Raw genomic sequence first — 23,698 nt, 5'->3', positions numbered from 1 at the left:
AGGTTTTTGTTGCAATCGCCCATCGTTTTCGATATAATAGTGAAGTTGGTCTGTGACGTTGCGATGATGTGAGAGGTTGCCGACACACACGGCTCCTTTGCCATGAGGGGCGTGTCGGGTTTTCCCACGGAGTATGTCCGATACTAAATTGGGCGATAGAAGGAGGGACTTATATGGCTAAGCAAAAGATTCGTATTCGCTTGAAAGCATACGATCATAGAATTCTGGATCAATCCGCAGAGAAAATTGTTGAAACTGCGAAACGTTCCGGTGCAGGCGTGTCTGGGCCGATTCCGCTTCCAACTGAGAAGCAAATCATCACCATTCTGCGTGCGGTACACAAGTACAAGGATTCTAGGGAACAATTCGAAATGCGCACACACAAGCGCTTGATCGACATTGTTAACCCAACGCCGCAAACGGTTGATGCATTGATGCGTCTTGACCTGCCATCCGGTGTAGATATCGAAATCAAATTGTAGTTCTGTATATTTGAAAATGGAAAGGGAATGAGGTGTCAACATGAAAGGTATCTTAGGTAAAAAACTAGGGATGACGCAAGTGTTTACTGCTGAAGGTAACGTAGTACCGGTAACGGTCATCGAAGCAGGTCCTTGTGTTGTTTTGCAGAAGAAAGACCAAGAGAATGATGGATATGTATCCATTCAAGTGGGTTTCTCTGATAAGAAAGAAAGCAGAGCGATTAAACCGGAAATCGGCCACGCAAAAAAAGCCGAAACGGCTCCTAAGCGCTACATTCGTGAATTCCGCGGCATTACGATCGGGGAATATGAAGTTGGCCAAGAGCTTAAGGCTGACCTATTCACAGCTGGCGAATTCGTTGACGTAACTGCAACATCGAAAGGTAAGGGTTTCACAGGTACGATTCAACGTTGGAACCAAAGCCGCGGTCCTATGGCGCACGGCTCGCGTTACCACCGTGGACCAGGTTCGATGGGTTCCATCCAAGCGAACCGCGTACCGAAAGGTAAACACCTTCCAGGACATATGGGTAACGAAACCGTTACGATTCAAAACCTTGAAATCGTACGCGTTGATGTAGAACGTAATGTACTGCTCGTTAAAGGCTCCATCCCAGGTCCTAAAAATAGCTTTGTTAAAGTTAAATCTACGGTGAAGAAATAATCGTTAAAGAAAGGAGGAACATGAAATGCCGAAAGTAGCTCTTTATAGCGTGAACGGCTCACAGGTGGGTGAAGTTGAATTGTCCGAATCCGTATTCGGAATTGAACCTAACGTTCACGTACTGCACAGCGCAGTTTTGCTTCAGCAAGCTTCTGAACGCAGAGGCACGCATAAAACAAAAGGTCGCTCCGAAGTACGCGGCGGTGGTCGTAAACCTTGGAAACAAAAAGGTACAGGCCGCGCACGTCAAGGTAGCATTCGCTCCCCGCAATGGGTAGGCGGCGGTACGGTTTTTGGACCAACACCTCGCAGCTATAGCTTCAAACTTCCTAAGAAAGTTCGTCGTTTGGCGATCAAATCTGCACTGTCTTCTAAAGTGGTTGATAATGAGATTATCGTTCTTGATCAACTGGCGTTCGCGCAACCGAAGACAAAAGAATTCGCAGCGATTCTGAACAACCTGAAAGTGGCTCGCAAAGCACTGATCGTTACAGCGAACTATGAAGATAATGTAGCACTCTCAGCTCGTAACCTTCCTAACGTGAAGTTCGTTGCAGCCGATGGCATCAATGTTCTCGATGTTATGAAATACGACAAGCTGATTATCACGAAAGAAGCAGTTGAAAAAGTACAGGAGGTGCTTGCGTAATGAAAAATCCTCGCGATATTATCAAGCGCCCAATCATTACAGAACAAACGAGCGAATTCATGGCTAACAAACGCTATGTATTTGAAGTTGATCTTCGTGCAAACAAAACAGAGATCAAACTCGCGATCCAAAACATTTTTAAAGTTAAAGTAACAAGCGTAAATACGCTTCGCATGCCAGCGAAACCAAAACGTTACGGCAAACACAGCGGATATACATCCGAGTGGAAAAAAGCCATCGTTCAATTGAGCGCTGACAGCAACGAGCTAGAGTTTTTTGAAACAGTTTAATTAACGTAGTAGCTGCAGGCTAACGCGTAGTTAGACTAGACATTGGTTAAGGAGGGAATCGAAGTGCCAATTAAGAAGTATAAACCGACTTCTCCTGCACGCCGTGCAATGTCTGTCTCGACATTTGAAGAGATCACAGCAAGCACACCGGAGAAATCGCTACTTGCGCCGCTTTTCAAAAAAGCTGGTCGTAATAATCAAGGTAAAATTACGGTTCGTCATCATGGTGGCGGGCATAAACGTAAATACCGGATCATCGACTTCAAACGTAACAAGGACGGTATTATTGGTAACGTAGCGTCGATCGAATACGATCCGAACCGTACCTCTAACATCGCGCTTATCCACTATGTGGACGGAGAGAAAGCTTACATCATCGCTCCAAAGGGACTTAAAGTTGGAGACAAAATCGTTTCTGGTCCGGATTCGGATATCAAGATCGGCAACGCTTTGCCGCTCGAGAACATCCCGGTCGGTACAGTTATCCACAACATCGAGCTGAAACCTGGTAAAGGCGGACAATTGGTTCGTGCTGCTGGTACGGATGCTCAACTGCTTGGTAAAGAAGAGCAATACGTAACGATTCGCTTGACGTCTGGCGAGGTTCGTCGTATTCTGAAAAAATGCCGTGCAACAATCGGTTCTGTTGGTAACGAAGATCACGAACTCGTGAAAATCGGTAAAGCCGGCCGTTCCCGTTGGATGGGCAAGCGCCCTGAAGTCCGCGGTGTCGTCATGAACCCGAATGATCACCCACACGGTGGTGGTGAAGGTCGTGCACCTATCGGACGTAAATCTCCGATGTCTCCATGGGGCAAACCTACACTCGGATTCAAAACACGCAAAAAGAAAAAGGCTTCGAGCCAATACATCGTGCGTCGTCGCACGAAATAATAGACGCCTTGGCGTCATCCGCGTGACGCGCTGCGTCGCGTAACGCTCGTGTGAAGGGAGGATCATCTATGGGTCGCAGTTTGAAAAAGGGACCGTTTATCGACGGATACCTGCTCAAGAAAGTTGAAGTATTGAACGAGGCCAGCAAGAAAACGGTTGTTAAGACATGGTCGCGCCGCTCAACTATTTTCCCGCAATTCATCGGACACACTTTCGCTGTTTATGACGGTCGCAAACACGTGCCGGTCTATGTAACGGAAGATATGGTTGGACACAAACTCGGTGAGTTCGCGCCAACACGTTCGTACAAAGGTCACGGTAATGACGACAAGAAAACAGGTCGCCGTTAATCGCTGAAATAGCAGGATAAAGATCGAGAGGAGGTTCATCCATGTCAGAAGCTAAAGCATACGCAAACCACGTTCGCATTGCTCCCCGCAAAGCGAAGCTGGTTGTGGACTTGATTCGCGGTAAGCAAGTAGGCGAAGCGATCGCGATTCTGCGTCACACGCCGAAATCCGCTTCTCCAATCGTTGAGAAGCTGCTGAATTCCGCAATCGCAAATGCGGAGCACAACTTCCAATTGGACGTGAACAAACTGGTGGTAACACAAGTGTTTGTAAACCAAGGTCCGACTATGAAACGTTTCCGCCCGCGCGCTATGGGTCGCGCTAGCCGGATTAATAAAAGAACCAGCCACATCACTTTGGTGGTATCCGAAAAATAAGGAGGGACAACGTGTGGGACAAAAAGTAAACCCGGTCGGTTTGCGTATCGGAGTTATCCGTGATTGGGAATCCAAATGGTACGCAGGTAAAGACTTCGGCGACTTGCTTATGGAAGATGTTAAGATCCGTGAGCACCTTAAAAACAAGTTGAAAGATGCGGCTGTTTCCAAGTTCGAAATCGAACGTGCAGCAAACCGTGTTAACGTTACGATCCATACAGCTAAGCCTGGTATGGTTATTGGTAAAGGCGGCTCCGAGGTTGAAAACCTTCGTTCCGAACTTTCCAAGATCGCTAAAGGCAAAAAAGTGCATATCAACATCTCCGAGATTAAACATCCAGAACTGGATGCCATCCTCGTTGCTGAAAGCATTGCACAACAACTTGAACGTCGGATTTCGTTCCGTCGTGCAATGAAGCAATCCATCCAACGTACAATCCGTTCGGGCGCGAAAGGCATCAAAACAGCCGTTAGCGGTCGTTTGGGCGGCGCTGAGATTGCTCGTCAGGAAGGCTATAGCGAAGGAACTGTTCCTCTTCATACGCTACGTGCGGATATCGACTATGGAACAGCAGAAGCGCATACTACTTACGGCCGTATTGGCGTTAAAGTATGGATCTATCGCGGCGAAATCCTTCCGACTAAGAAGAAAGCTCCACAGGAAGGAGGCAACTAATCATGTTGGTCCCAAAACGTGTCAAACATCGTAAGCAACAACGTGGTCATATGAAAGGTAACGCTAAAGGCGGTACTGAGGTAGCTTTTGGCGAATACGGTTTGCAAGCACTTGAGCCTTCGTGGATCACAAACCGTCAGATCGAAGCAGCGCGTATCGCGATGACTCGTTACATTAAACGTGGTGGTAAAGTTTGGATTAAGATATTCCCAGCGAAGCCAATTACTCAAAAGCCTCTTGAAGTTCGGATGGGTAGCGGTAAAGGTAACGTTGAGAAATGGGTTGCAGTCGTTAAACCGGGCAAAATCATGTTCGAGCTTGCTGGCGTATCTGAAGAGATCGCTCGTGAAGCAATGCGTCTTGCAGCACACAAACTGCCAGTTAAAACGAAGTTCGTGAAACGCGAAGAAGTGGGTGGTGAAGCAAATGAAAGCAACTGATTTCCGCAACCTTACCTCTGTTGAACTCGAACAAAAAGTCGCTGGATTCAAAGAAGAGCTATTCAACCTTCGTTTTCAATTGGCTACCGGCCAACTGGAAAACCCAACTCGTATCCGTGATGTTCGTAAGGATATAGCTCGTGCCAAAACCGTTCTTCGTGAAAGAGAACTCGGAATTAGCAGCTAGTCTGCGATCGTCCGTGACGAATAACGAATGTGTGGAAGGAGGATGAACATGAGCGAACGTAATGCCCGCAAAGTTCAAATCGGTAAAGTCGTGAGCGACAAAATGGACAAAACAATCGTAGTTGCGATTGAAACGTACAAAAAGCACGAACTGTACCACAAACGTATTAAATATACGAAAAAATTCAAGGCTCATGACGAAAACAATACAGCCAAAATCGGCGACATTGTTAAAGTTATGGAAACACGCCCGTTATCGAAAGACAAACGGTTCCGCCTGGTCGAAATCGTTGAATCTGCTGTTATTTTGTAAGAATGCTTATTGATAAGCATTTTCTCGAAAGGAGGACGTTGAAATGATTCAACCATTTACACGTTTAGCTGTTGCTGACAACTCTGGCGCGAAAGAACTGATGTGCATTCGTGTGCTCGGTGGTACTGGACGTCGTGTTGGCCATATCGGCGATTTGATCGTTTGCTCCGTAAAACAAGCAACACCTGGTGGCGTTGTCAAAAAAGGTGATGTAGTAAAAGCGGTTATCGTTCGTACGAAACGTGCGGTTCGCCGTAAAGACGGTTCTTACATCGCATTTGATGAAAATGCAGCTGTTATCGTAAAAGAAGACAAAAGCCCGCGCGGCACACGTATTTTCGGACCAGTTGCTCGTGAACTTCGCGACCGTGACTTCATGAAAATCGTATCGCTTGCTCCGGAAGTTATCTAAAAAGTACTTTGCGCATTCGGCGCAAGCACGCAGGAGGTGTAACTCATGCCACGGTTGAAAAAAGTGTTGGAATCTCATAACAATAAATTGCACGTGAAGAAAGATGACACGGTTATGGTCATCACAGGCAAAGACAAAGGCAAAAAAGGCCGCGTTATTGCTGCGTATCCGCGTCAAAACCGCGTTCTGATTGAAGGCGTCAATATGGTGAAGAAACATACTCGTCCTTCGCAAACTAATCCGCAAGGCGGCATTATTGAGCAAGAAGCGGCGATTCACGTTTCTAACGTTATGCACATCGATCCGAAGAGCGGTAAAGTAACGCGTATCGGATACAAAGTGCTGGATAACGGCAAAAAAGTCCGGATCGCTAAGAAATCCGGCGAGGTAATTGATTAATTGACCGATACGGAAAGGAGGTTCACGTTAGATGGCAGCAAGAATGAAAGATCGTTTCCTGAATGAAATCACTCCTGCTCTGATGCAGAAGTTCAACTATACATCGGTTATGCAAGTACCGAAAATCGAGAAAGTCGTAATCAACATGGGTGTTGGTGAAGCTGTTTCCAACTCCAAAGTACTCGATACTGCTGTTGAAGATATGCGTCTGATTTCTGGTCAAAAACCGGTTGTAACTCGCTCCAAAAAATCGATCGCTGGTTTCAAACTTCGCGAGAATATGCCTATCGGGGTTAAAGTAACACTGCGCGGCGAGCGTATGTACTACTTCCTTGATAAACTGTTCAACGTCACTCTTCCACGCGTACGCGACTTCCGCGGCGTTTCGAACAAAGCGTTCGACGGTCGTGGTAACTACACACTCGGCTTGAAAGAGCAATTGATCTTCCCGGAGATCGAGTACGATAAAGTGGATAAAGTGCGTGGTATGGACGTCGTCATCGTCACGACGGCAAAATCGGACGAAGAAGCTCGTGAACTGCTGACCCAATTGGGCATGCCGTTTACGAAGTAATCCACAGGAGGTGTAATACCAAGTGGCAAAAACTTCGATGAAGGTAAAGCAGCAACGTGCTCCTAAATTCAAAGTGCAGGCTTATACACGCTGCGAACGTTGCGGTCGTCCGCATTCCGTTTTGCAAAAGTTCAAAATTTGCCGGATTTGTTTCCGTGAATTAGCATACAAAGGCCAGATACCTGGCGTTAAAAAAGCAAGCTGGTAATCAGCCTAGTTCGGGAAGGAGGTTTACACAATGGTTATGTCTGATCCGATCGCAGATATGCTTACACGCATTCGCAACGCTAACGTTGTGCGTCATGAGACCGTAGAAATGCCTGCTTCGAAAGTAAAGAAGCAAATCGCTGAAATTTTGAAACGCGAGGGCTTTATCCGCGATGCCGAGTATATCGAAGATAACAAACAAGGGATGATCCGTATTTTCTTGAAATACGGCCCGAACCAAGAGCGTGTAATTACGGGGCTGAAACGCATCAGCAAACCGGGTCTGCGCGTTTACACGAAGAGCACTGAAGTGCCTCGCGTGCTTGGCGGCCTGGGAATGGCTATCATTTCCACGTCACAAGGCATTATGACTGATAAAGAAGCTCGCCAACAGAAATCCGGCGGCGAAGTAGTCTGCTACGTTTGGTAATTAACCGTCACAACGATTGGAGGTGTAACAATGTCTCGTATTGGCCGTAAACCGATCCAAGTGCCTGCTGGCGTTAACATCGACTTGGACAACAGCTTCATCACAGTTAAAGGACCTAAGGGTACACTAAGCCGCGGCATCCACAAGGATATGAAAGTGGTTGTAGCGGACAGCGTGATTACAATTGAGCGTCCTTCTGACAATAAACTTCACCGCTCCCTGCACGGTACAACTCGCAGCGTCATCGCTAACATGGTTAGCGGTGTAACTGAAGGTTTTGCAAAAAACCTTGAGCTTGTAGGCGTTGGTTACCGCGCAAACAAAACTGGCGAGAAAATCGTACTTAACGTTGGTTACTCTCACCCAGTTGAAATCACGCCTGAGAGCGGCATCGAATTCGAAGTTCCTTCGAATACGAAAATCATCGTTAAAGGCATCGACAAAGAACTCGTTGGTGCAACTGCTGCGAAGATCCGCTCCGTACGCGAACCTGAGCCGTATAAAGGTAAAGGGATCAAGTATGAAGGCGAGCGTATCCTTCGTAAAGAAGGTAAAGCTGGTAAGAAGAAATAAGCAGCCCATCGGGCCGCTTAACGGTATAGCATCGTAAGACAGAAAGAAAGGAGTGTACAATGAATGATTACAAAAAGCGATAAAAACAAAGCACGTCACAAACGTCACCTGCGTGTTCGTAAGAAAATCAACGGAACTACGCAGCGTCCGCGTCTCTCTGTATTCCGTTCCTCCAAGCACATCTATGCACAACTGATTGATGATGTTCTAGGCGTAACGGTTGCATCTGCATCGACTGTAGATAAAGAAGTCGCAGAACAGTTCAGCAACGGCGGCAACATTGAAGCTGCTCGTAAAATCGGTGAAGTCATCGCAGCTCGCGCGAAAGCGAAAGGCGTAGACAAAATCGTATTTGACCGCGGAGGATACTTGTACCACGGAAGAATTCAAGCATTGGCCGATGCAGCTCGCGAAGCAGGCCTTGAATTCTAATCGATAATACTTATGAAGGAGGTAAATCGACTTGCGTATTGATCCAAACTCGTTGGAACTAACTGAGAAGGTAGTTCAAATCAACCGCGTAGCTAAAGTAGTAAAAGGCGGACGCCGTTTTAGCTTCAGCGCGCTGGTAGTTGTAGGCGACGGTAAAGGATACGTTGGCGCAGGGATCGGTAAAGCTGGCGAAGTACCAGATGCGATTCGCAAAGGTATTGAAGATGCTAAGAAGAACCTGATCCATGTTCCACTCGTAAAAACGACAATTCCACATCAAGTACTTGGACATTTCGGCGCTGGCCGTGTATTGCTTAAACCAGCTTCCGAAGGTACTGGAGTAATCGCAGGCGGACCTGTTCGCGCAGTTCTTGAGCTTGCTGGTGTGGGTGACATTCTGACTAAATCGCTTGGCTCTTCGAACTCCATGAATATGGTTAACGCGACACTTGAAGGACTTTCCCGTCTGAAACGTGCCGAAGACGTTGCTAAACTTCGTGGAAAAACTGTAAAAGAGCTTTTGGGCTAAGGAGGAGAATACGATGGCAAAATTGCAAATCACCCTCGTTCGCAGCCTGATTGGTCGCAACGAGAAGCAGCGTGCGACTGTTGCTACGCTTGGTCTTCGCAAAATTCGTCAATCGGTTGTCCACAGCGACAGCCCGGCTATCCGCGGCATGATCACAAGTGTCAGCCACTTGGTTAAAGTTGAAGAAGTACAAGCATAAATCGCCATTCAGGGCGGAAGTAATGAATGAAGAATCAGTGTGCTTTCCCGATGAGTTTGCTGACATCAAGCAAGCTCGACAGAAGGTAACGCAAACTTTAAGGAGGTGCAACGTACGATGAAATTGCATGATCTCAAACCAGCACCGGGTTCCCGTAAAGAGGGCTTCCGCGTTGGCCGCGGTATCGGTAGCGGCAACGGCAAGACTTCAGGTCGCGGTCACAAAGGTCAAAATGCTCGTTCCGGCGGCGGCGTTCGCCCAGGATTCGAGGGCGGTCAAAATCCATTGTACCGTCGTTTGCCTAAGCGCGGCTTTAACAACCCGTTCCGTAAAGAGTATGCGATTGTGAACATCGATGAGTTGAACAGCTTCGCAGCTGGCACAGAGGTAACACCTGAGCTGTTGATGGAGCAAGGTATCGTCAAAAACCCACAAAGCGGTATTAAAGTTTTGGGCAACGGCGAAATCACGGTTCAACTTACGGTAAAAGCAAGCAAGTTCTCTCAATCTGCGGTAGAGAAAATCCAGGCTGCCGGCGGTAAAACCGAGGTGATCTAATTGTTCAAGACCGTGTCCAACATTTGGAAAGTGGAAGATCTTCGCAAGCGGATCCTGTTTACCCTGTTCATCTTATTGGTTTACCGGATCGGGTCCTTTATCCCGGTTCCAGGAGTCAACAAAGATGTTTTCACACAGACAAACCAGGCCGGTTCTGAATTGTTTGGTTTGCTTAATACGTTTTCAGGTGGGGCGCTGTTTCAGTTCTCAATCTTTGCGATTGGGATCATGCCCTACATCACCTCATCTATCATCGTACAGCTGCTGTCGATGGACGTTATCCCGAAATTCGCCGAATGGGCGAAGGAAGGCGAGAACGGAAAACGTAAACTTGCGCAGATCACCCGTTACGGCACGATTATTCTTGGGTTGGTCCAAGGCTTCGGTACGGCAATCGGGTTTAACCGGCAATATTCGTACGATATGATTCCTGGTGCAACGGTAACGGATTATATCATGATTGCGATAATTCTTACCGCAGGAACTGCCTTCCTCATGTGGCTCGGTGAGCAAATCACGGAGAGAGGCATCGGCAACGGGATTTCGATCCTGATCTTTGCCGGTATCGTAGCAAGAATTCCAGCTCACATTCGTTCGATCTACTCGCAAGAATTTGTTGATGCGGGCGATGCGCTTTTCCTTGGTATCGTGAAGGTGGTTGCTATCGTGATAGCAATCATCGCGATCATTGTTGGCGTCATATTCGTTCAACAGGGGATTCGCAAAATTCCGGTCCAGTACGCTAAACGCGTCGTTGGTCGGAAAATGTACGGTGGTCAATCGACTCACATTCCGCTGAAAGTAAACGGAGCAGGCGTTATCCCGGTCATCTTCGCGGTATCGCTGCTGACCTTTCCGATTACGATTGCGAATTTCTGGTCGACTCACTCATGGGCGCGATGGACTCAAGAACATTTGTGGTACGACAAGCCACTTGGCATGGTCCTCTACGTGATTTTGATTGTTGCGTTCACATTCTTCTACACGTTCGTGCAAATCAATCCGGTGCAGATGGCTGATCAAATGAAGAAGAATGGCGGTTACATCCCGGGTGTTCGCCCAGGCAAACCGACCTCTTCTTACATTACACGCGTCATGTCGCGGATCACACTCAGCGGAGCGATTTTCCTATCGGTTATCTCGATCCTGCCGGTGCTTTTCGGATCGCTTGCTGGTTTGCCACGTGATGTGCAGTTGGGCGGCACTTCGCTGCTCATTGTAATCGGTGTTGGACTGGATACGATGAAGCAGATCGAAACGCAGCTGATTAAACGCCACTACAAAGGGTTTATCAATAAATAACAATAGGTTCGAAAGCGGGATTCCGAGCATCTTGCAGGTGGCGGAACCCGGCCGAGCCTATTATGTTTAAAGCGAGGAACACGCTAATGAACATCTTATTCATGGGCCCACCAGGAGCCGGAAAAGGCACGCAGGCGGAACGTATTGTGGATACTTTCAAAGTTCCGCACATTTCGACGGGCGACGCTTTCCGTTTGGCAATGAAGCAAGGCACAGCACTTGGTTTGAAGGCGAAAGAATTCGTAGATCAAGGTCTTCTTGTTCCCGATGAAATCACGAACGGCATCGTTCGTGAACGCCTTCAGCTTGAGGATTGCAACGGCGGCTTCCTGCTCGATGGTTTTCCGCGCACGCTGCAGCAAGCAGAAGCACTGGATGGAATGTTGGCTGAAATGGGACGCAGTATCGATCACGTTGTTAACTTGAAGGTTGACCGCGGTCTGCTGCTTGCGCGTCTGACCGGTCGCCGCATTTGTAAATCATGCGGCTCCACTTACCACGTCATGTTCAACCCGCCTAAGCTAGAGGGCGTTTGTGATAAATGCGGCGGCGAGCTGTATCAGCGGTCAGACGATACGGAAGCGAAAGTAGGCACGCGTCTTGACGAATACATCTCCAAAACGGCTCCATTGCTCGATTACTACACAAGCAAAGCGGTTTTGTGCGAGGTAGACGGCGAGAAAGAAATCGATGAAGTTACAGCGGACATCGTAAGCTGCCTACGGGGATCTGCGGAATGATCATATGCAAATCCGAAGCGGAATTGCAATATATGAGAGAAGCTGGACGCATTGTAGCGGACACGCATCGTTTGCTTAAAGCAGCGGTTCGACCGGGCGTGACGACTAAGGAATTGGACGATATTGCTGAAACCTACATTCGCAGCCAGCATGCAACACCTTCTTTTAAAGGGTACAATGATTTTCCTGCCAGCATTTGCGCTTCTGTGAACAATGAGCTGGTACACGGTATACCGGGATCGCGAATTCTGAATGATGGCGACATTATCAGTATTGATATTGGTGCACAGTACGAAGGTTATCATGGCGATTCGGCATGGACCTACGGCGTGGGCCGGATCAGTGAAGAGGCGCAGCGACTGCTCGACATTACAGAACAGTCACTTTATGCGGGGCTCGCACTCGTGAAACCGGAGGTTCGCTTGTTTACCGTCTCGCATGCGATACAACAAGTGATCGAAGCTGCCGGCTTCTCGGTTGTTCGGGATTATTGCGGTCATGGGATTGGTTCTGATCTTCATGAAGAACCGCAAATTCCTAACTACGGATTAGCTGATCGCGGACATCGTCTGAAGCCAGGAATGGTGCTGGCGATTGAACCGATGGTTAACATCGGTGAGCGGTATGTGCGTACACTGGCGGATAATTGGACAGTTGTCACCGAGGATCAATCATGGTGCGCTCACTTCGAGCATACGGTGGCTGTAACGGCGGATGGCTGTGAAATCTTAACCCGATCCAGGGAGCAGGCAGGTTGAGTACACTTGGAATATAAGCCGGAGATTGGCCGCGTCGTAAAGGTGCTGCGAGGAAAAGATGAGGGCTCATACGCCGTTATCGTTCAGCTGCTGGATGAACGTTTTGTCCTTGTAGCTGATGGAGACAAACGTCGCTTCGATCAATCGAAGAAGAAGAACGTACTGCATCTTCTGATGCAGCCGGTCGTTAGTCATGAAGTGACGGACAGCATGCGGGAAACCGGCCGTGTAACAAACGCTAAATTGCGTTATGCCATTCAGAAGGCTATGCAAGGGAAAGGAGATTGACTTTGGCCAAAGAAGATGTCATTGAAGTCGAAGGTACGGTCATCGAACCATTGCCTAACGCTATGTTCAAGGTAGAACTGGAGAATGGACATCAGATCCTCGCCCATGTATCGGGTAAGCTCAGAATGCATTTCATCCGTATTCTGACGGGAGATAAAGTCGTTATTCAGTTGTCGCCTTATGATTTATCTAGAGGACGCATTACCTATCGGAAGTAGCCCGTTCGCGGTCTGCCGACGAAAGAATTCGGGAGGTAATCACAATGAAGGTTAGACCTTCGGTCAAGCCGATTTGCGAGAAATGTAAAGTCATTCGCCGCAAAGGCAATGTTATGGTTATTTGTGAAAATCCGAAACACAAACAAAAACAAGGATAAGGAGGGATAACGATACATGGCACGTATTTCTGGTGTAGACTTACCGCGTGATAAACGCGTTGTCATCGCTCTGACATACATCTTCGGTATCGGCAGAACAACTGCTGATAAAATCTTGAGCACAACCGGTATTAACGAGAATACTCGTGTTCGCGATCTAACGGAAGATGAAGTCAGCCAACTTCGCGAAACAATTGACAAGTCTGTTAAAGTGGAAGGCGACCTTCGCCGCGAAATTTCGCTTAACATCAAACGTCTGATCGAAATCGGCTGCTATCGCGGTGTTCGTCACCGTCGTGGTCTTCCGGTTCGCGGTCAACGGACGAAAACAAATGCTCGTACGCGTAAAGGTCCACGCCGGACTGTAGCGAACAAGAAGAAATAATAAGGGGGGATAACCGAAATGGCAAAACCAAAGAAAGTGGTTCGTACAAAACGTCGTGACCGTAAAAATATTGATACTGGCGTAGCGCATATCCGCTCGACATTCAATAACACGATCGTAACGATTACTGACCCGCACGGAAATGCGATTTCTTGGGCAAGCTCGGGTAACCTCGGATTTAAAGGTTCCCGTAAGAGCACGCCGTTCGCAGCTCAAATGGCTGCTGAATCTGCAGCAAAAGCGGCAATGGAACATGGTATGAAAACAGTTGAAGTGATGGTTAAAGGCCCAGGCGCTGGCCGTGAAGCGGCAATCCGCTCGCTGCAAGCAGCTGGTCTTGAAGTTAACCTGATCAAAGACGTAACGCCGGTTCCGCACAACGGATGCCGCCCGCCTAAACGTCGTCGCGTATAGTCAGAATTTGTGGTATCAAATTACTGCAACTTGTGAATAATGGTTGTGAAGGTTTGCCATACTACATGATTTGACTGCAATCGCGATAATGGTAACGGAGCGACGTTTTGAGGGAGGGTACTATTAGTGATTGAGATCGAAAAGCCGAAAATCGAAACCGTAGAGCTGAACGAGGATGGCACATACGGGCGTTTCGTTGTTGAACCGCTTGAACGCGGATACGGAGCGACGCTTGGAAATTCCCTTCGGAGGATCCTATTGTCGTCGCTGCCCGGCGCAGCTGTAACCTCTGTTCAAATCGACGGTGTTCTTCACGAGTTCTCGACGGTTCCAGGTGTGATGGAAGACGTAACTGAAATCATCCTGAACCTCAAAGGGCTCTCGTTGAAAATCCATTCCGACGAAGAGAAGGTTCTGGAGATTGATGCTGAGGGTGATGGCAACGTTACGGCTGGCGATATTCGCGCAGACAGCGATGTCGAGATTTTAAGCCCAGATCTTCATATCGCGACGCTGGCCTCCGGTGCACGGCTCCATATGCGGGTATTTGCTAATCGCGGACGCGGTTATGTGCAAGCAGATCGCAATAAACGGGAAGATCAGCCAATTGGCGTTATTCCAGTAGATTCGATCTACACACCGATTACTCGTGTTAACTACACGGTTGAGAATACTCGTGTTGGTCAAGTGACGAACTACGATAAACTCACACTTGAAGTTTGGACCGACGGAAGCATTCGTCCGGAAGAGGCTGTAAGCCTCGGCGCCAAAATTTTGACTGAGCATTTGGATCTGTTTGTCGGTCTGACAGACGAAGCGAAAGATGCTGAGATCATGGTTGAAAAAGAAGAAGACAAGAAAGAGAAAGTACTGGAAATGACGATCGAAGAACTCGATCTTTCCGTACGTTCTTATAACTGTCTGAAACGTGCAGGAATCAATACCGTTCAAGAGCTGATCACGAAAACGGAAGAAGACATGATGAAAGTCCGTAACCTCGGACGCAAGTCTTTGGAAGAAGTTCAAGAGAAGCTGGAAGAACTCGGTCTTGGCCTTCGCATGGAAGAATAGTGCAGCACAGACTAAGGTCGTAAGACTGGTTTAAGGAGGGGAATTTCGATGGCATATTCTAAATTGAGCCGTGACGCTAGCTCCCGGAAAGCATTGTTCCGCGATCTCGTCACTGACTTGTTCTTGTATGAGCGTATTCAAACGACGGAGGCGAAGGCGAAAGAGCTTCGTCCAATCGCTGAGAAGCTGATCACGCTTGCGAAACGCGGTGATTTGCACGCACGTCGTCAAGTTGCAGCGTTTGTTCGCCGTGAGTCCATTGCAGCAGGTGAGCAGGATGCAATTCAAAAACTGTTCTCTGATCTGGCTACCCGTTATTCGGAGCGTCCGGGCGGTTATACGCGTATCTTGAAGCTAGGACCTCGTCGCGGAGACGCGGCGCCTATGGTTTATTTGGAACTGGTGGATCGCGCGTAGCAAACGAAGGGTGGACCTTGCGGCCACCTTTTTTTGTTGCCTGAGGATGCATGCGGTGAGGGAGGCGCGAATGAGAAATATTCGGATGGCTGTCAGCTATGATGGAAGCCCTTATCATGGCTTCCAGACGCAGCCGATTGGAAATACCGTGCAAGACGTGCTTGAACACGGCTTGAAGGTTCTGACGGGCGAAGACATCAGCATCACGGCTTCAGGCCGTACAGACGCCGGTGTACACGCACGTCGGCAATATTTTAACTTCGTCACCTCCTCTCCGATTCCGCCCGAGCGCTGGGCGCTGGCACTGAACTCCAGACTGCCGGATGACATTGTTATTCTGCATGCGGACGAAGTGCCGATGGCGTTTCATTCCTCATACAGCGCGAAACGCAAGACCTACCGCTATGGCATTGATACGAGTAAATTCGGCGATGTATTTGAACGGAAATTCCGCTTCCATTATCCAATGCCACTACGGCTCGACGAGATGAAGCTCGCGCTCGCGCAAGTCATCGGCAAGCATGACTTCACTTCGTTTGCTTCAATGCGCTCTACGAAAGTATCCCATGTCCGGACGATTCTCGATGCTCGCATTGTAGAGAGCCAAGGGAAGTTGGATATTTTCATTACAGGAAACGGATTTCTGTATAACATGGTCAGGATTATCGTAGGGACGTTGTTCTGGGTGGGCGAAGGAAAGCTGAGTGCAGCTGATTTTGGACGCATCCTGGAAGCGCGGAACCGCTCTGCAGCGGGTCCAACCGCTATGGCGCATGGTCTCATGTTGTGGGATGTGGAGTACGACGAAGCGTGAGTATTCTGCATGTCAAATGTTGAGCGGTTTGCAATAAATAACTTGCGCTTGCTAGGCTGATGTAGTAGAATATAACTTGTGCTTTCTTAGTGGCTCTCCCACAGCCCCGACTAAGAACGGCCATTGAAACCTTAACAATTAACACAATGTAACCGATACAACGGTTACGTAACTTTATACATGAGAACGATTGTTTGAATGAAGAAGGAGGATCATCCATGCGCATTACCTATATGGCCAAGCCAAATGAAGTTGAACGCAAATGGTACGTCATTGACGCAGAAGGCAAAACTCTTGGCCGTCTTGCGAGCGAAGCTGCAAGCATCATCCGCGGCAAGCACAAACCACAATTCACTCCGCACGTAGACACTGGCGATTTCGTCGTGGTCATCAATGCTGAGAAAATTCACCTGACGGGTAAGAAGCTTCAAAACAAAATGTACTACCGTCACTCCATGTACGCTGGTGGTTTGAAAGTGACTCCAGCGCAAGACATGATCAAGAACAAACCAGAACAAGTTCTGGAGCAAGCTATTTACGGCATGCTTCCGAAAAACCGTCTTGGCGACAAAATGAAGCTTAAGCTGAAAGTTTATGCCGGCGCAGAACACCCACATCAAGCACAAAATCCGGAAGTTTACGAACTTCGCGGGTAAATAGAGGGAGGACAGTTTCATGGCACAAGTTCAATACTATGGAACCGGTCGTCGTAAACACTCTGTAGCACGTGTACGTCTCGTGCCGGGTGAAGGACGAATCATTATTAACAAACGTGATTTGAATGAGTACTTCGGTCTTGAAACACTGAAGCTGATCGTGAAACAACCGCTTGCACTTACTGAAACTGCAAGCAAATACGATATTCTGGTTATTGCGCATGGCGGCGGTATTTCCGGTCAAGCAGGCGCAATCCGTCACGGTATCTCCCGTGCTCTGTTGAAAGCAGATCCAGAATTCCGTCCAGCTTTGAAACGTGCGGGCTTCTTGACTCGTGACCCACGTATGAAAGAACGTAAGAAATACGGTCTTAAAGCTGCTCGTCGTGCACCACAATTCTCCAAACGTTAATCGATACGACCAAATGCCTCTGCTGTTCTACAGCAGAGGCATTTTTTATTTGCATTGGCGTATTTCAGTCATTGAACATTATGTCTAATGGACGTATAATTTAATGTAGATTAATTTACTTGGATATTGTAAACGGAGGGAATCATCTATGAACCTTTTTGAGAAGGAAGCTTTGATTACGGAAAAGGCGGTTGAGTTGGAGAGCGCAACGCCGCAAGAAATCCTTAAATTCGCAGTCGAAACGTTTCCGAACATTACATTTGCGTGCAGCTTCGGCGCTGAAGATGTAGTGCTTGTCGATATGCTGCAAAAAATCAGCCCTAATACCGACATTTTCTATCTGGATACGGATTTTCATTTCAAAGAGACCTATGAGACGCGCGATAAAATGGCTGAAATCTACGGTCTTAAATTCGTGGAAGTGAAGCCAGCGATCACACCGGCTGAGCAAGCGGCCGCACATGGAGAGGAACTGTGGAAAAGCAATGCGAATCAATGCTGCGATATTCGCAAAGTACAACCGCTGACGCAAATCCTTTCTAAGTATGAAGCTTGGATTACTGGTATCCGTCGCGATCAAGCTCCTACCCGTGCTAACGCCAAGAAGATCGAATACGATACCAAATTCGGTTTGGTCAAATTCAACCCGATTGCTGATTGGACTTCGGAAGATGTGTGGAACTACATTCGCGAGAATAATGTGTATTACAATCCGCTTCATGACAACCACTATCCAAGCATTGGTTGCGAGCATTGCACGCGCCAAGTTATGCCGGGTGAGGATCCGCGCGCAGGACGTTGGTCGGGTCAAGAGAAAACGGAATGTGGATTGCATAAATAAACGAATCGTTATCGAAATAAACTTAGGGGGCACTTGCATACAATGAGCAGCATTAAGCCGCATGGCGGCGTACTCATCAATCGAGTCGCGACTGGAGCCGAGCGCGACTCGCTGCTTGCCGAAGCGGCGTCTTTAACTTCCATCATCGTTAACTCGTGGACCATCTCGGATTTGGATTTAATTGCTGTTGGCGCATTTTCGCCATTGACGGGTTTTATGAACGAAGCAGATTATCGTTCTGTTGTAGAGCGTATGCGCCTTGCGGACGGAACGGTTTGGAGTATTCCGATTACGCTGGCCGTTGAAGAAATTAAGGCGTCTGAGCTCGCTGCTGGTCAGCGCGCTGCGCTTGTCGGCGAAGATGGTATTGTATATGCAGTCATTGACGTCGATAGCATCTTTAGCGTTGACCAGAAGGTCGAAGCGGTTCATGTGTTTAAAACGGATGATATTGAACATCCCGGTGTCGCGAAGCTCTTCGGCCGTCCTTCCACGTACGTCGGTGGATCCATTACCGTATTGAATCGGCCGGTGCCTGAGAAGTTCAATGAGTTCTACTTTGATCCTGCGGAAACGAGAAGGATCTTTGCAGAGAAAGGTTGGAAGTCGATTGTCGGTTTTCAAACCCGGAATCCGGTTCACCGTGCGCATGAATACATTCAGAAGTGCGCGATGGAAATCGTGGATGCCCTATTCCTAAACCCGCTAGTTGGCGAGACGAAGTCGGATGACGTGCCTGCCAATGTACGAATGAAGAGCTATATTGCTTTGCTCGAGAATTACTACCCTGCGGATCGTACGTTCCTCGGCGTGTTCCCGGCGGCTATGCGTTATGCCGGTCCGCGTGAAGCAATTTTCCATGCGATGGTCCGCAAAAACTACGGCTGCACGCACTTCATTGTCGGCCGTGACCACGCTGGTGTAGGCGATTACTACGGTACGTATGAAGCGCAGGACTTGCTTCGTTCATTTACTGCGGATGAGTTGGGCATTACGCCGCTTTACTTTGAACACAGCTTTTTCTGTACGAAATGCGGCAATATGGCATCGAGCAAAACATGTCCGCATGACAAAGCAGATCATTTGACGCTTTCAGGTACGAAAGTTCGCGCTCTGCTCCGCGACGGCGTTTGCCCGCCTCCAGAGTTTTCGCGTCCGGAAGTCGCCAAGATTCTTATTGAAGGCATGGCTGAACAGCCGGTAAATTAAGGGCTGTTCGCATAAGTAGCCACCTCGTCCCATAGGATGTTAAAGAGCGCAGGACAGCCTCCTGCGTTCCTTCATCAGATGGAGAATGGGGTGGCTTTTTGCATGCGCAGAGTCCGGAGTCGATTTGTCATTTGGATTACGTATCGGGGAGCAGTTCGGATCGGATTAGGAATTGCAGCCGTGCTGCTTACCGTGATTTTACTTACGCAGGAAGTTCCTGCAACGCGAACATGGACGTACTGGACGCTGCCGTTGTCAGGTAAAGTCATCGCAATCGATGCTGGTCACGGGGGGGCGGACGGCGGTGCAGTCAGTAAGCAAGGATTGGTGGAGAAGGATCTGAATTTAGCGATCGCGCTGCAGCTTCGGGATTATTTGCAGCAAGCAGGCGCGATTGTAGTGATGACGCGCGAAGGAGATAATGATTTGGCAGAGGAAGGGACTTCGAAGCTGAGCAAGCGAAAGACGCAGGATTTGCAGAAACGGGCAGAGTTCGTCAAGGAAAAGAATGCGAATCTGCTGCTTAGCATTCATATGAACAGTATTCCTTCACCACGGTGGTCGGGTGCGCAAACGTTCTTCTATCCGAATCTGCCAGAGAATGCCGTACTTGCTTCCTTAATCCAAGATGAGATCCGGCGCAATTTGGAAAATACGGAGCGACTGGCTGCGACGGTAAATACGGTGTACCTGCTGAAGGCGATGAATGAGGTGCCGAGTGCGCTCGTTGAAGTGGGTTTCTTGTCTAATCCGGGAGAAGCCTCGAGACTGGCTGATTCGGAGTATCAGAAGCGGGTAGCGGCATCCATTTACCAAGGCGTACTCAGGTTTACGGCAGGAGAGAAGTGGGGTTCCCGTCCGGAAGGAAGCGCGAATGCCGGGAAGAGCGGTAGTTGACCAAGCTTGGAACAGGCTCTCCGACTTGTTATAATGTAGGAAGTTCGGTTTGTATACAGGGACAAGAGGAGAGAAGACCAACCATGTTGAACCGCGAGGAAGCTTTAAAGGCCGCCGAAACTGCGGCGGCCCCATATAATGCGGAAGGAGCGATTTCCTTCCGCGATGTTGTAGTGAAAGACCGTGGCGTATCGCTTACAGTGCTCGGAGCAGCAGCTAGCGCGGAGCGCGCGATTGAGGCTGCGCTGCGCGAAGCACTTACCGCTGCAGGCGCCGAAACGGTGCACTGCAGGTTTCGGGCAGCCGAGACGGCTCCAACAGGTACGCAGAGCGCTGCGGCTGCGGGGGGTGCCTCCGGCGCCGCTACAGGCCCAGTCAAAGGCCACGGGGCCGGGCTTGAGGCCCATCCACTGCTCAGTGCGGAGAGCCGCGTGCAATTTATTGCCGTCGCGAGCGGCAAAGGCGGCGTCGGCAAGTCCACGGTGACTGTTAATCTCGCAGTCGCCCTCGCCCGCAGGGGCAAACGCGTCGGCATTATAGACGCTGACATCTACGGCTTCAGCGTACCAGATATGATGGGAATCGAGGAGCGGCCGGAGGTCGTCAACGAGCGTGTCATTCCGATCGAGAAGTTCGGCGTGCGCGTCATATCCATGGGCTTCTTTGTGGAAGACAATGCACCCATCGTTTGGCGCGGACCGATGCTTGGCAAGATGCTTCGCAACTTTTTTGCCGAAATCGAGTGGGGCCAATTGGATTATCTTCTGCTAGATCTGCCTCCAGGTACAGGCGACGTGGCGCTTGATGTGCATCAGCTGATTCCTCAAAGCAAAGAGATTATCGTGACGACGCCGCATGCCACGGCAGCTTTCGTAGCAGCGCGTGCTGGAGCGATGGCAATCAAGACTGAGCATGAAATCATCGGTATCGTCGAGAATATGTCGTATTACATCAACAAGGACGGCGAGCACGAATACGTATTCGGCCGGGGTGGAGGCGCGAGACTGGCGGAATCCTTGAATGCTGATCTGATGGCACAAATTCCGCTGGGCGCACCCGACAATCACATATCCGAGCCGGATTTTGCCCCGTCTGTCTACAAGGAAGACACTGATACGGGAAAGATTTATTTGGATATCGCCGATCGTGTCATTGCGAAATGCGAAGCTTAATGATTCTTTAACCCCGTAGATTATCATACCAACAAGAAAGAAAGCCAACATCCTCACGCAAGCGTGATCGATGTTGGCTTTTCTCATGCCTAAGGTATGTTTCGTATGGAATAATTAACCGCCGCCTTGTTCGCCCATTCCTCCGCTGTCTCCTTGGTCTCCGCCCTGACCGCCTCCTTCGCCCCCGCCGCTGTCCTTTCCTTTCGTGATCTTTTCATCCGGCTTCGGCTTTAACTCTTCTTGAACGGCTTTCTTTAGAAGATCCAAGATCTCCAAGCGATAAAGCGGGCTTTGCATGGACTCCTGCATGATGGACATTACTTGCTTGCGGTACTGCGTACTCTGCAGTACTTCAAGGATCATTTTATCCATCTCGGGACTTTTCATGACTTGAATAAGATCTTTCTGATAGGTCGGATCCTTGAGCAGATCCTTGTGGATCTGTTTATTTTGCTTGTTAACGGCTTTGGCGAATTCGCCCGCGAAACGGGGGTCCGTCATTAATCGTTCGATGACTTTGTTGTACTCAGGCGCGACAAGTGTTTCCTTGACCGCTAAACGCACCTGCTCTTGATCTTGAACCGACAGCAGCTTGGAACTGAATCCGGTATTCCCGGTTGAAGACATCGCGGATTCCTGAAGCGCCTTTTGGGCATCCTCTGTTTTAAGTATGTCAATAACCATTGATTTCATGTCTTTGTAGCTGATCGGTTCATTCGATGCACTGGATGGTTCTGAGCCGCAGCTTGAAAGGACGGATGTAAGAATTAAAGCGGCACCTATCCTTACGAAACGCTTAAGCATGATGTCCATGTCTCCCTTCTGCAAATAACGACATTGTTGTGGTTGTAGTATGCACAATGTTCATCGGATTATCATGGACGCGGCGTAGCTTTTTATGACGAACGTGGTAAAATGAAGGGGGTTAAGCATGCTCAAAATAATCCAAATTTTCAAGACAAGCGACGCTTTCTTCGTTTTTATTATCTTAGGGAGCGGGAGCTTAAATGCATTGTATTCGCGAAAAAACATTATAGGAGATGCAAAAGGTGAACTTACGCAAATGGTTTTTCTTATTCTGGAGCACAATGGCCGTAGGGGGAGCGGTATCAATGATCGTGGGTACGGTCATGCAATGGGCTGATCCGTCCTTTGGTTTTTTGGGGATGAAAGCGACCGGATTTAACGCACTCATGATGCTGATTGTCGGCCTGCTGTTCGGCGCATTCAGCCAAATGGGCTTTTTCTCCTATTTAACGCTCAATTACATCGCGCTTAGCGTATTCCGCAAAAATTACCTATGGAACGCCTTGCAGGCTTATACATCGCTCTTTGCACTAGGCGGAGTTGGCTATATCCTGTACCAGGAGCGGGACACGCTGCATAATAATTGGATGTTCTGGGTGCTTCCGCTGACGTTGGCGCTGGCTTCTTGGGCAGTTGCCTATGTAAAGGTGAAGCAAACGAACAACAATGCCTTTATTCCTACCCTGTTTCTGCTCATAGTCATAACGCTGCTCGAAGCATGGCAAACGCTCCATAGCAATGCCACAGCTATGACTTTTATGGTTATTCCGATGTTCGTCTGCAATGCTTACCAGATACTGTGGCTGCATCGATTGTTGCGCAAAGAGCAAACAACCGGCTCCGCATCAAATGCGAAACCGGTCGTATAGGAACAGCAGGATAGTCGAGAAGGAACACTATTCTACCGATGCATCAAGCTGTTCAAACATGGCTGTTTTATCCTGTACGGTCTTTCCTTGCAGTTCGGTTTGGGCGATTAGTTCAGAAACGGTCACGAACTCGTAGCCTTTGTCTCGCAGCTGATCAATAATGGCGGGGAGTGCCTCGTGCGTTTGCTTCACAGAGTCACTAGCATGCATTAGAATAATATCCCCAGGATGAGCCTTTGTGACGACGCGGTTGACGATTTTATCCGTGCCGATATTCATCCAATCCAGCGAGTCCGTGTCCCATTGAATAACTTTATAATTCATTTGCTCGGCGATTTTCAGCACGCGTTTGTCAAAATCGCCGTTTGGCATCCGAATCAGTGAAGGAGTCTTACCTGTTACCTGCGTCAAAATCGTCTGCGCGGTTTCGATTTGGGTGCGGATTTCTTCGTCGCTGAAGGTGCTGTAATTCCCGTGTTTATGCCCATGGCTGCCAATTTCATAACCGGCATCGACGATTTTCTTTACGATATCAGGATGCGTTTGACTCCAAGGAGAAGAGAGGAAGAAGGTTACGTTCTTCACGCCCTTTTGCTTCAGCACCTCCAAAATCGGTTCCGTACGCTTCTCCCCCCA

Annotated in this window: 41 protein-coding genes (1 of these 41 only partly in view); 39 read left to right on the top strand and 2 right to left on the bottom strand. The window is 48.7% G+C overall.

Going from position 1 to position 23,698, the window contains the following annotated elements; translation table 11 throughout:
- Positions 1-173: 173 nt before the first annotated feature.
- From rpsJ to KXU80_RS16320, 38 genes are all read left to right on the top strand, one after another.
- A complete protein-coding gene (gene rpsJ / locus KXU80_RS16505) occupies positions 174-482 on the top strand; it encodes a 30S ribosomal protein S10 (RefSeq protein ID WP_005544556.1) in 309 nt (102 codons plus the stop codon).
- 40 nt (positions 483-522) lie between these two features.
- Positions 523-1,146: a 50S ribosomal protein L3 gene (gene rplC / locus KXU80_RS16500; RefSeq protein ID WP_219834334.1), complete on the top strand. Its 624-nt coding sequence runs from the start codon at positions 523-525 to the stop codon at positions 1,144-1,146.
- Between the two features lie 25 nt (positions 1,147-1,171).
- A complete protein-coding gene (rplD, locus tag KXU80_RS16495) occupies positions 1,172-1,795 on the top strand; it encodes a 50S ribosomal protein L4 (RefSeq protein ID WP_219834333.1) in 624 nt (207 codons plus the stop codon).
- Positions 1,795-2,085, top strand: a complete 291-nt coding sequence (rplW, locus tag KXU80_RS16490) for a 50S ribosomal protein L23 (protein WP_161705080.1) — start codon at positions 1,795-1,797, stop codon at positions 2,083-2,085. Before rplD ends, rplW begins: the two co-directional genes overlap by 1 nt.
- A gap of 63 nt (positions 2,086-2,148) precedes the next feature.
- Entirely contained in the window at positions 2,149-2,979 is an 831-nt protein-coding gene (rplB, locus tag KXU80_RS16485) for a 50S ribosomal protein L2 (RefSeq protein WP_219834332.1), read from the top strand.
- Positions 2,980-3,047: 68 nt separating this feature from the next.
- Positions 3,048-3,329, top strand: a complete 282-nt coding sequence (gene rpsS / locus KXU80_RS16480) for a 30S ribosomal protein S19 (RefSeq protein WP_219834331.1) — start codon at positions 3,048-3,050, stop codon at positions 3,327-3,329.
- A 41-nt stretch (positions 3,330-3,370) separates the two neighbouring features.
- Positions 3,371-3,706 carry a 50S ribosomal protein L22 gene (gene rplV, locus KXU80_RS16475; protein WP_219834330.1) on the top strand — a complete coding sequence of 112 codons (336 nt, stop codon included), beginning with the start codon at positions 3,371-3,373 and terminating at the stop codon, positions 3,704-3,706.
- 13 nt (positions 3,707-3,719) lie between these two features.
- Entirely contained in the window at positions 3,720-4,382 is a 663-nt protein-coding gene (gene rpsC / locus KXU80_RS16470) for a 30S ribosomal protein S3 (protein ID WP_219834329.1), read from the top strand.
- A 2-nt stretch (positions 4,383-4,384) separates the two neighbouring features.
- Positions 4,385-4,822, top strand: a complete 438-nt coding sequence (rplP, locus tag KXU80_RS16465) for a 50S ribosomal protein L16 (protein WP_219834328.1) — start codon at positions 4,385-4,387, stop codon at positions 4,820-4,822.
- Positions 4,809-5,009: a 50S ribosomal protein L29 gene (gene rpmC / locus KXU80_RS16460; protein WP_219834327.1), complete on the top strand. Its 201-nt coding sequence runs from the start codon at positions 4,809-4,811 to the stop codon at positions 5,007-5,009. Before rplP ends, rpmC begins: the two co-directional genes overlap by 14 nt.
- A 48-nt stretch (positions 5,010-5,057) precedes the next feature.
- Positions 5,058-5,321 (top strand): 30S ribosomal protein S17, encoded by a 264-nt coding sequence (gene rpsQ, locus KXU80_RS16455; RefSeq protein WP_219834326.1) that lies wholly within the window; start codon positions 5,058-5,060, stop codon positions 5,319-5,321.
- 43 nt (positions 5,322-5,364) lie between these two features.
- Entirely contained in the window at positions 5,365-5,733 is a 369-nt protein-coding gene (rplN, locus tag KXU80_RS16450) for a 50S ribosomal protein L14 (RefSeq protein ID WP_090583243.1), read from the top strand.
- A gap of 45 nt (positions 5,734-5,778) precedes the next feature.
- Positions 5,779-6,132 carry a 50S ribosomal protein L24 gene (rplX, locus tag KXU80_RS16445; protein WP_219834325.1) on the top strand — a complete coding sequence of 118 codons (354 nt, stop codon included), beginning with the start codon at positions 5,779-5,781 and terminating at the stop codon, positions 6,130-6,132.
- Positions 6,133-6,163: 31 nt separating this feature from the next.
- Positions 6,164-6,706 (top strand): 50S ribosomal protein L5, encoded by a 543-nt coding sequence (gene rplE, locus KXU80_RS16440; protein ID WP_219834324.1) that lies wholly within the window; start codon positions 6,164-6,166, stop codon positions 6,704-6,706.
- 22 nt (positions 6,707-6,728) lie between these two features.
- Positions 6,729-6,914 (top strand): type Z 30S ribosomal protein S14, encoded by a 186-nt coding sequence (locus KXU80_RS16435; protein ID WP_090583249.1) that lies wholly within the window; start codon positions 6,729-6,731, stop codon positions 6,912-6,914.
- Positions 6,915-6,944: 30 nt separating this feature from the next.
- Complete coding sequence (gene rpsH, locus KXU80_RS16430) at positions 6,945-7,343, top strand: 30S ribosomal protein S8 (RefSeq protein ID WP_219834323.1); 399 nt, start codon at positions 6,945-6,947, stop codon at positions 7,341-7,343.
- Between the two features lie 30 nt (positions 7,344-7,373).
- Positions 7,374-7,916, top strand: coding sequence for a 50S ribosomal protein L6 (gene rplF / locus KXU80_RS16425; protein WP_219834322.1), 543 nt, complete (start codon positions 7,374-7,376; stop codon positions 7,914-7,916).
- A 63-nt stretch (positions 7,917-7,979) separates the two neighbouring features.
- Positions 7,980-8,348 carry a 50S ribosomal protein L18 gene (rplR, locus tag KXU80_RS16420; protein WP_219834321.1) on the top strand — a complete coding sequence of 123 codons (369 nt, stop codon included), beginning with the start codon at positions 7,980-7,982 and terminating at the stop codon, positions 8,346-8,348.
- A 31-nt stretch (positions 8,349-8,379) separates the two neighbouring features.
- A complete protein-coding gene (gene rpsE, locus KXU80_RS16415; RefSeq protein ID WP_090649107.1) occupies positions 8,380-8,877 on the top strand; it encodes a 30S ribosomal protein S5 in 498 nt (165 codons plus the stop codon).
- A 13-nt stretch (positions 8,878-8,890) separates the two neighbouring features.
- Positions 8,891-9,076, top strand: coding sequence for a 50S ribosomal protein L30 (rpmD, locus tag KXU80_RS16410; protein ID WP_219834320.1), 186 nt, complete (start codon positions 8,891-8,893; stop codon positions 9,074-9,076).
- A 117-nt stretch (positions 9,077-9,193) separates the two neighbouring features.
- A complete protein-coding gene (gene rplO, locus KXU80_RS16405; protein ID WP_219834319.1) occupies positions 9,194-9,634 on the top strand; it encodes a 50S ribosomal protein L15 in 441 nt (146 codons plus the stop codon).
- Entirely contained in the window at positions 9,635-10,936 is a 1,302-nt protein-coding gene (secY, locus tag KXU80_RS16400) for a preprotein translocase subunit SecY (RefSeq protein WP_219834318.1), read from the top strand.
- Between the two features lie 86 nt (positions 10,937-11,022).
- Positions 11,023-11,676 (top strand): adenylate kinase, encoded by a 654-nt coding sequence (locus KXU80_RS16395; protein WP_219834317.1) that lies wholly within the window; start codon positions 11,023-11,025, stop codon positions 11,674-11,676.
- Positions 11,673-12,434: a type I methionyl aminopeptidase gene (gene map, locus KXU80_RS16390; protein WP_219834316.1), complete on the top strand. Its 762-nt coding sequence runs from the start codon at positions 11,673-11,675 to the stop codon at positions 12,432-12,434. The genes KXU80_RS16395 and map overlap by 4 nt, the downstream gene beginning before the upstream one ends.
- Positions 12,435-12,440: 6 nt before the next feature.
- Entirely contained in the window at positions 12,441-12,722 is a 282-nt protein-coding gene (locus KXU80_RS16385; RefSeq protein WP_219834315.1) for a KOW domain-containing RNA-binding protein, read from the top strand.
- A gap of 2 nt (positions 12,723-12,724) precedes the next feature.
- On the top strand, positions 12,725-12,940 hold the full coding sequence (infA, locus tag KXU80_RS16380; protein WP_015847200.1) for a translation initiation factor IF-1: 216 nt from the start codon (positions 12,725-12,727) through the stop codon (positions 12,938-12,940).
- 44 nt (positions 12,941-12,984) lie between these two features.
- Complete coding sequence (gene rpmJ / locus KXU80_RS16375) at positions 12,985-13,098, top strand: 50S ribosomal protein L36 (RefSeq protein WP_003333770.1); 114 nt, start codon at positions 12,985-12,987, stop codon at positions 13,096-13,098.
- A gap of 16 nt (positions 13,099-13,114) precedes the next feature.
- On the top strand, positions 13,115-13,483 hold the full coding sequence (gene rpsM / locus KXU80_RS16370; protein ID WP_219834314.1) for a 30S ribosomal protein S13: 369 nt from the start codon (positions 13,115-13,117) through the stop codon (positions 13,481-13,483).
- Between the two features lie 18 nt (positions 13,484-13,501).
- A complete protein-coding gene (gene rpsK, locus KXU80_RS16365) occupies positions 13,502-13,897 on the top strand; it encodes a 30S ribosomal protein S11 (RefSeq protein ID WP_090986296.1) in 396 nt (131 codons plus the stop codon).
- A 126-nt stretch (positions 13,898-14,023) separates the two neighbouring features.
- The gene (locus KXU80_RS16360; protein WP_219834313.1) at positions 14,024-14,968 is read left to right on the top strand and encodes a DNA-directed RNA polymerase subunit alpha; all 945 of its coding nucleotides are present in this window, start codon (positions 14,024-14,026) and stop codon (positions 14,966-14,968) included.
- A 48-nt stretch (positions 14,969-15,016) separates the two neighbouring features.
- Positions 15,017-15,385, top strand: a complete 369-nt coding sequence (rplQ, locus tag KXU80_RS16355) for a 50S ribosomal protein L17 (RefSeq protein WP_219834312.1) — start codon at positions 15,017-15,019, stop codon at positions 15,383-15,385.
- 70 nt (positions 15,386-15,455) lie between these two features.
- The gene (truA, locus tag KXU80_RS16350; RefSeq protein WP_219834311.1) at positions 15,456-16,199 is read left to right on the top strand and encodes a tRNA pseudouridine(38-40) synthase TruA; all 744 of its coding nucleotides are present in this window, start codon (positions 15,456-15,458) and stop codon (positions 16,197-16,199) included.
- Positions 16,200-16,417: 218 nt separating this feature from the next.
- Positions 16,418-16,855, top strand: a complete 438-nt coding sequence (gene rplM, locus KXU80_RS16345) for a 50S ribosomal protein L13 (RefSeq protein WP_219834310.1) — start codon at positions 16,418-16,420, stop codon at positions 16,853-16,855.
- Between the two features lie 19 nt (positions 16,856-16,874).
- Positions 16,875-17,267 carry a 30S ribosomal protein S9 gene (rpsI, locus tag KXU80_RS16340; RefSeq protein WP_126011507.1) on the top strand — a complete coding sequence of 131 codons (393 nt, stop codon included), beginning with the start codon at positions 16,875-16,877 and terminating at the stop codon, positions 17,265-17,267.
- Positions 17,268-17,415: 148 nt separating this feature from the next.
- On the top strand, positions 17,416-18,108 hold the full coding sequence (locus tag KXU80_RS16335) for a phosphoadenylyl-sulfate reductase (RefSeq protein ID WP_219834309.1): 693 nt from the start codon (positions 17,416-17,418) through the stop codon (positions 18,106-18,108).
- A 42-nt stretch (positions 18,109-18,150) separates the two neighbouring features.
- Positions 18,151-19,317 carry a sulfate adenylyltransferase gene (gene sat, locus KXU80_RS16330; RefSeq protein WP_219834308.1) on the top strand — a complete coding sequence of 389 codons (1,167 nt, stop codon included), beginning with the start codon at positions 18,151-18,153 and terminating at the stop codon, positions 19,315-19,317.
- 102 nt (positions 19,318-19,419) lie between these two features.
- Complete coding sequence (cwlD, locus tag KXU80_RS16325; protein ID WP_219834307.1) at positions 19,420-20,214, top strand: N-acetylmuramoyl-L-alanine amidase CwlD; 795 nt, start codon at positions 19,420-19,422, stop codon at positions 20,212-20,214.
- An 83-nt stretch (positions 20,215-20,297) separates the two neighbouring features.
- A complete protein-coding gene (locus tag KXU80_RS16320; RefSeq protein WP_219834306.1) occupies positions 20,298-21,386 on the top strand; it encodes a P-loop NTPase in 1,089 nt (362 codons plus the stop codon).
- Between the two features lie 114 nt (positions 21,387-21,500).
- Here the strand turns inward: KXU80_RS16320 and gerD are convergent, their stop codons facing one another.
- Positions 21,501-22,190, bottom strand: coding sequence for a spore germination lipoprotein GerD (gene gerD, locus KXU80_RS16315; protein ID WP_374987709.1), 690 nt, complete (start codon positions 22,188-22,190; stop codon positions 21,501-21,503).
- 245 nt (positions 22,191-22,435) lie between these two features.
- Between gerD and KXU80_RS16310 the strand changes: the two genes are divergently transcribed.
- A complete protein-coding gene (locus KXU80_RS16310; RefSeq protein ID WP_258171036.1) occupies positions 22,436-23,062 on the top strand; it encodes a KinB-signaling pathway activation protein in 627 nt (208 codons plus the stop codon).
- Between the two features lie 27 nt (positions 23,063-23,089).
- Here the strand turns inward: KXU80_RS16310 and pdaB are convergent, their stop codons facing one another.
- Positions 23,090-23,698: the 3' portion of a polysaccharide deacetylase family sporulation protein PdaB gene (pdaB, locus tag KXU80_RS16305; RefSeq protein WP_219834304.1), read on the bottom strand. 192 nt of this gene lie beyond the right edge of the window; 609 of the gene's 801 nt are visible here — the last part of the coding sequence; its start codon lies beyond the right edge, outside the window; its stop codon occupies positions 23,090-23,092.

Origin of the sequence: Paenibacillus sp. R14(2021) (assembly GCF_019431355.1) — a bacterium.
GTDB lineage: Bacteria > Bacillota > Bacilli > Paenibacillales > Paenibacillaceae > Paenibacillus_Z.
The sequence above is the reverse complement of the archived record's forward strand: the minus strand, read 5'-3'. Positions and strand labels throughout refer to the sequence as shown.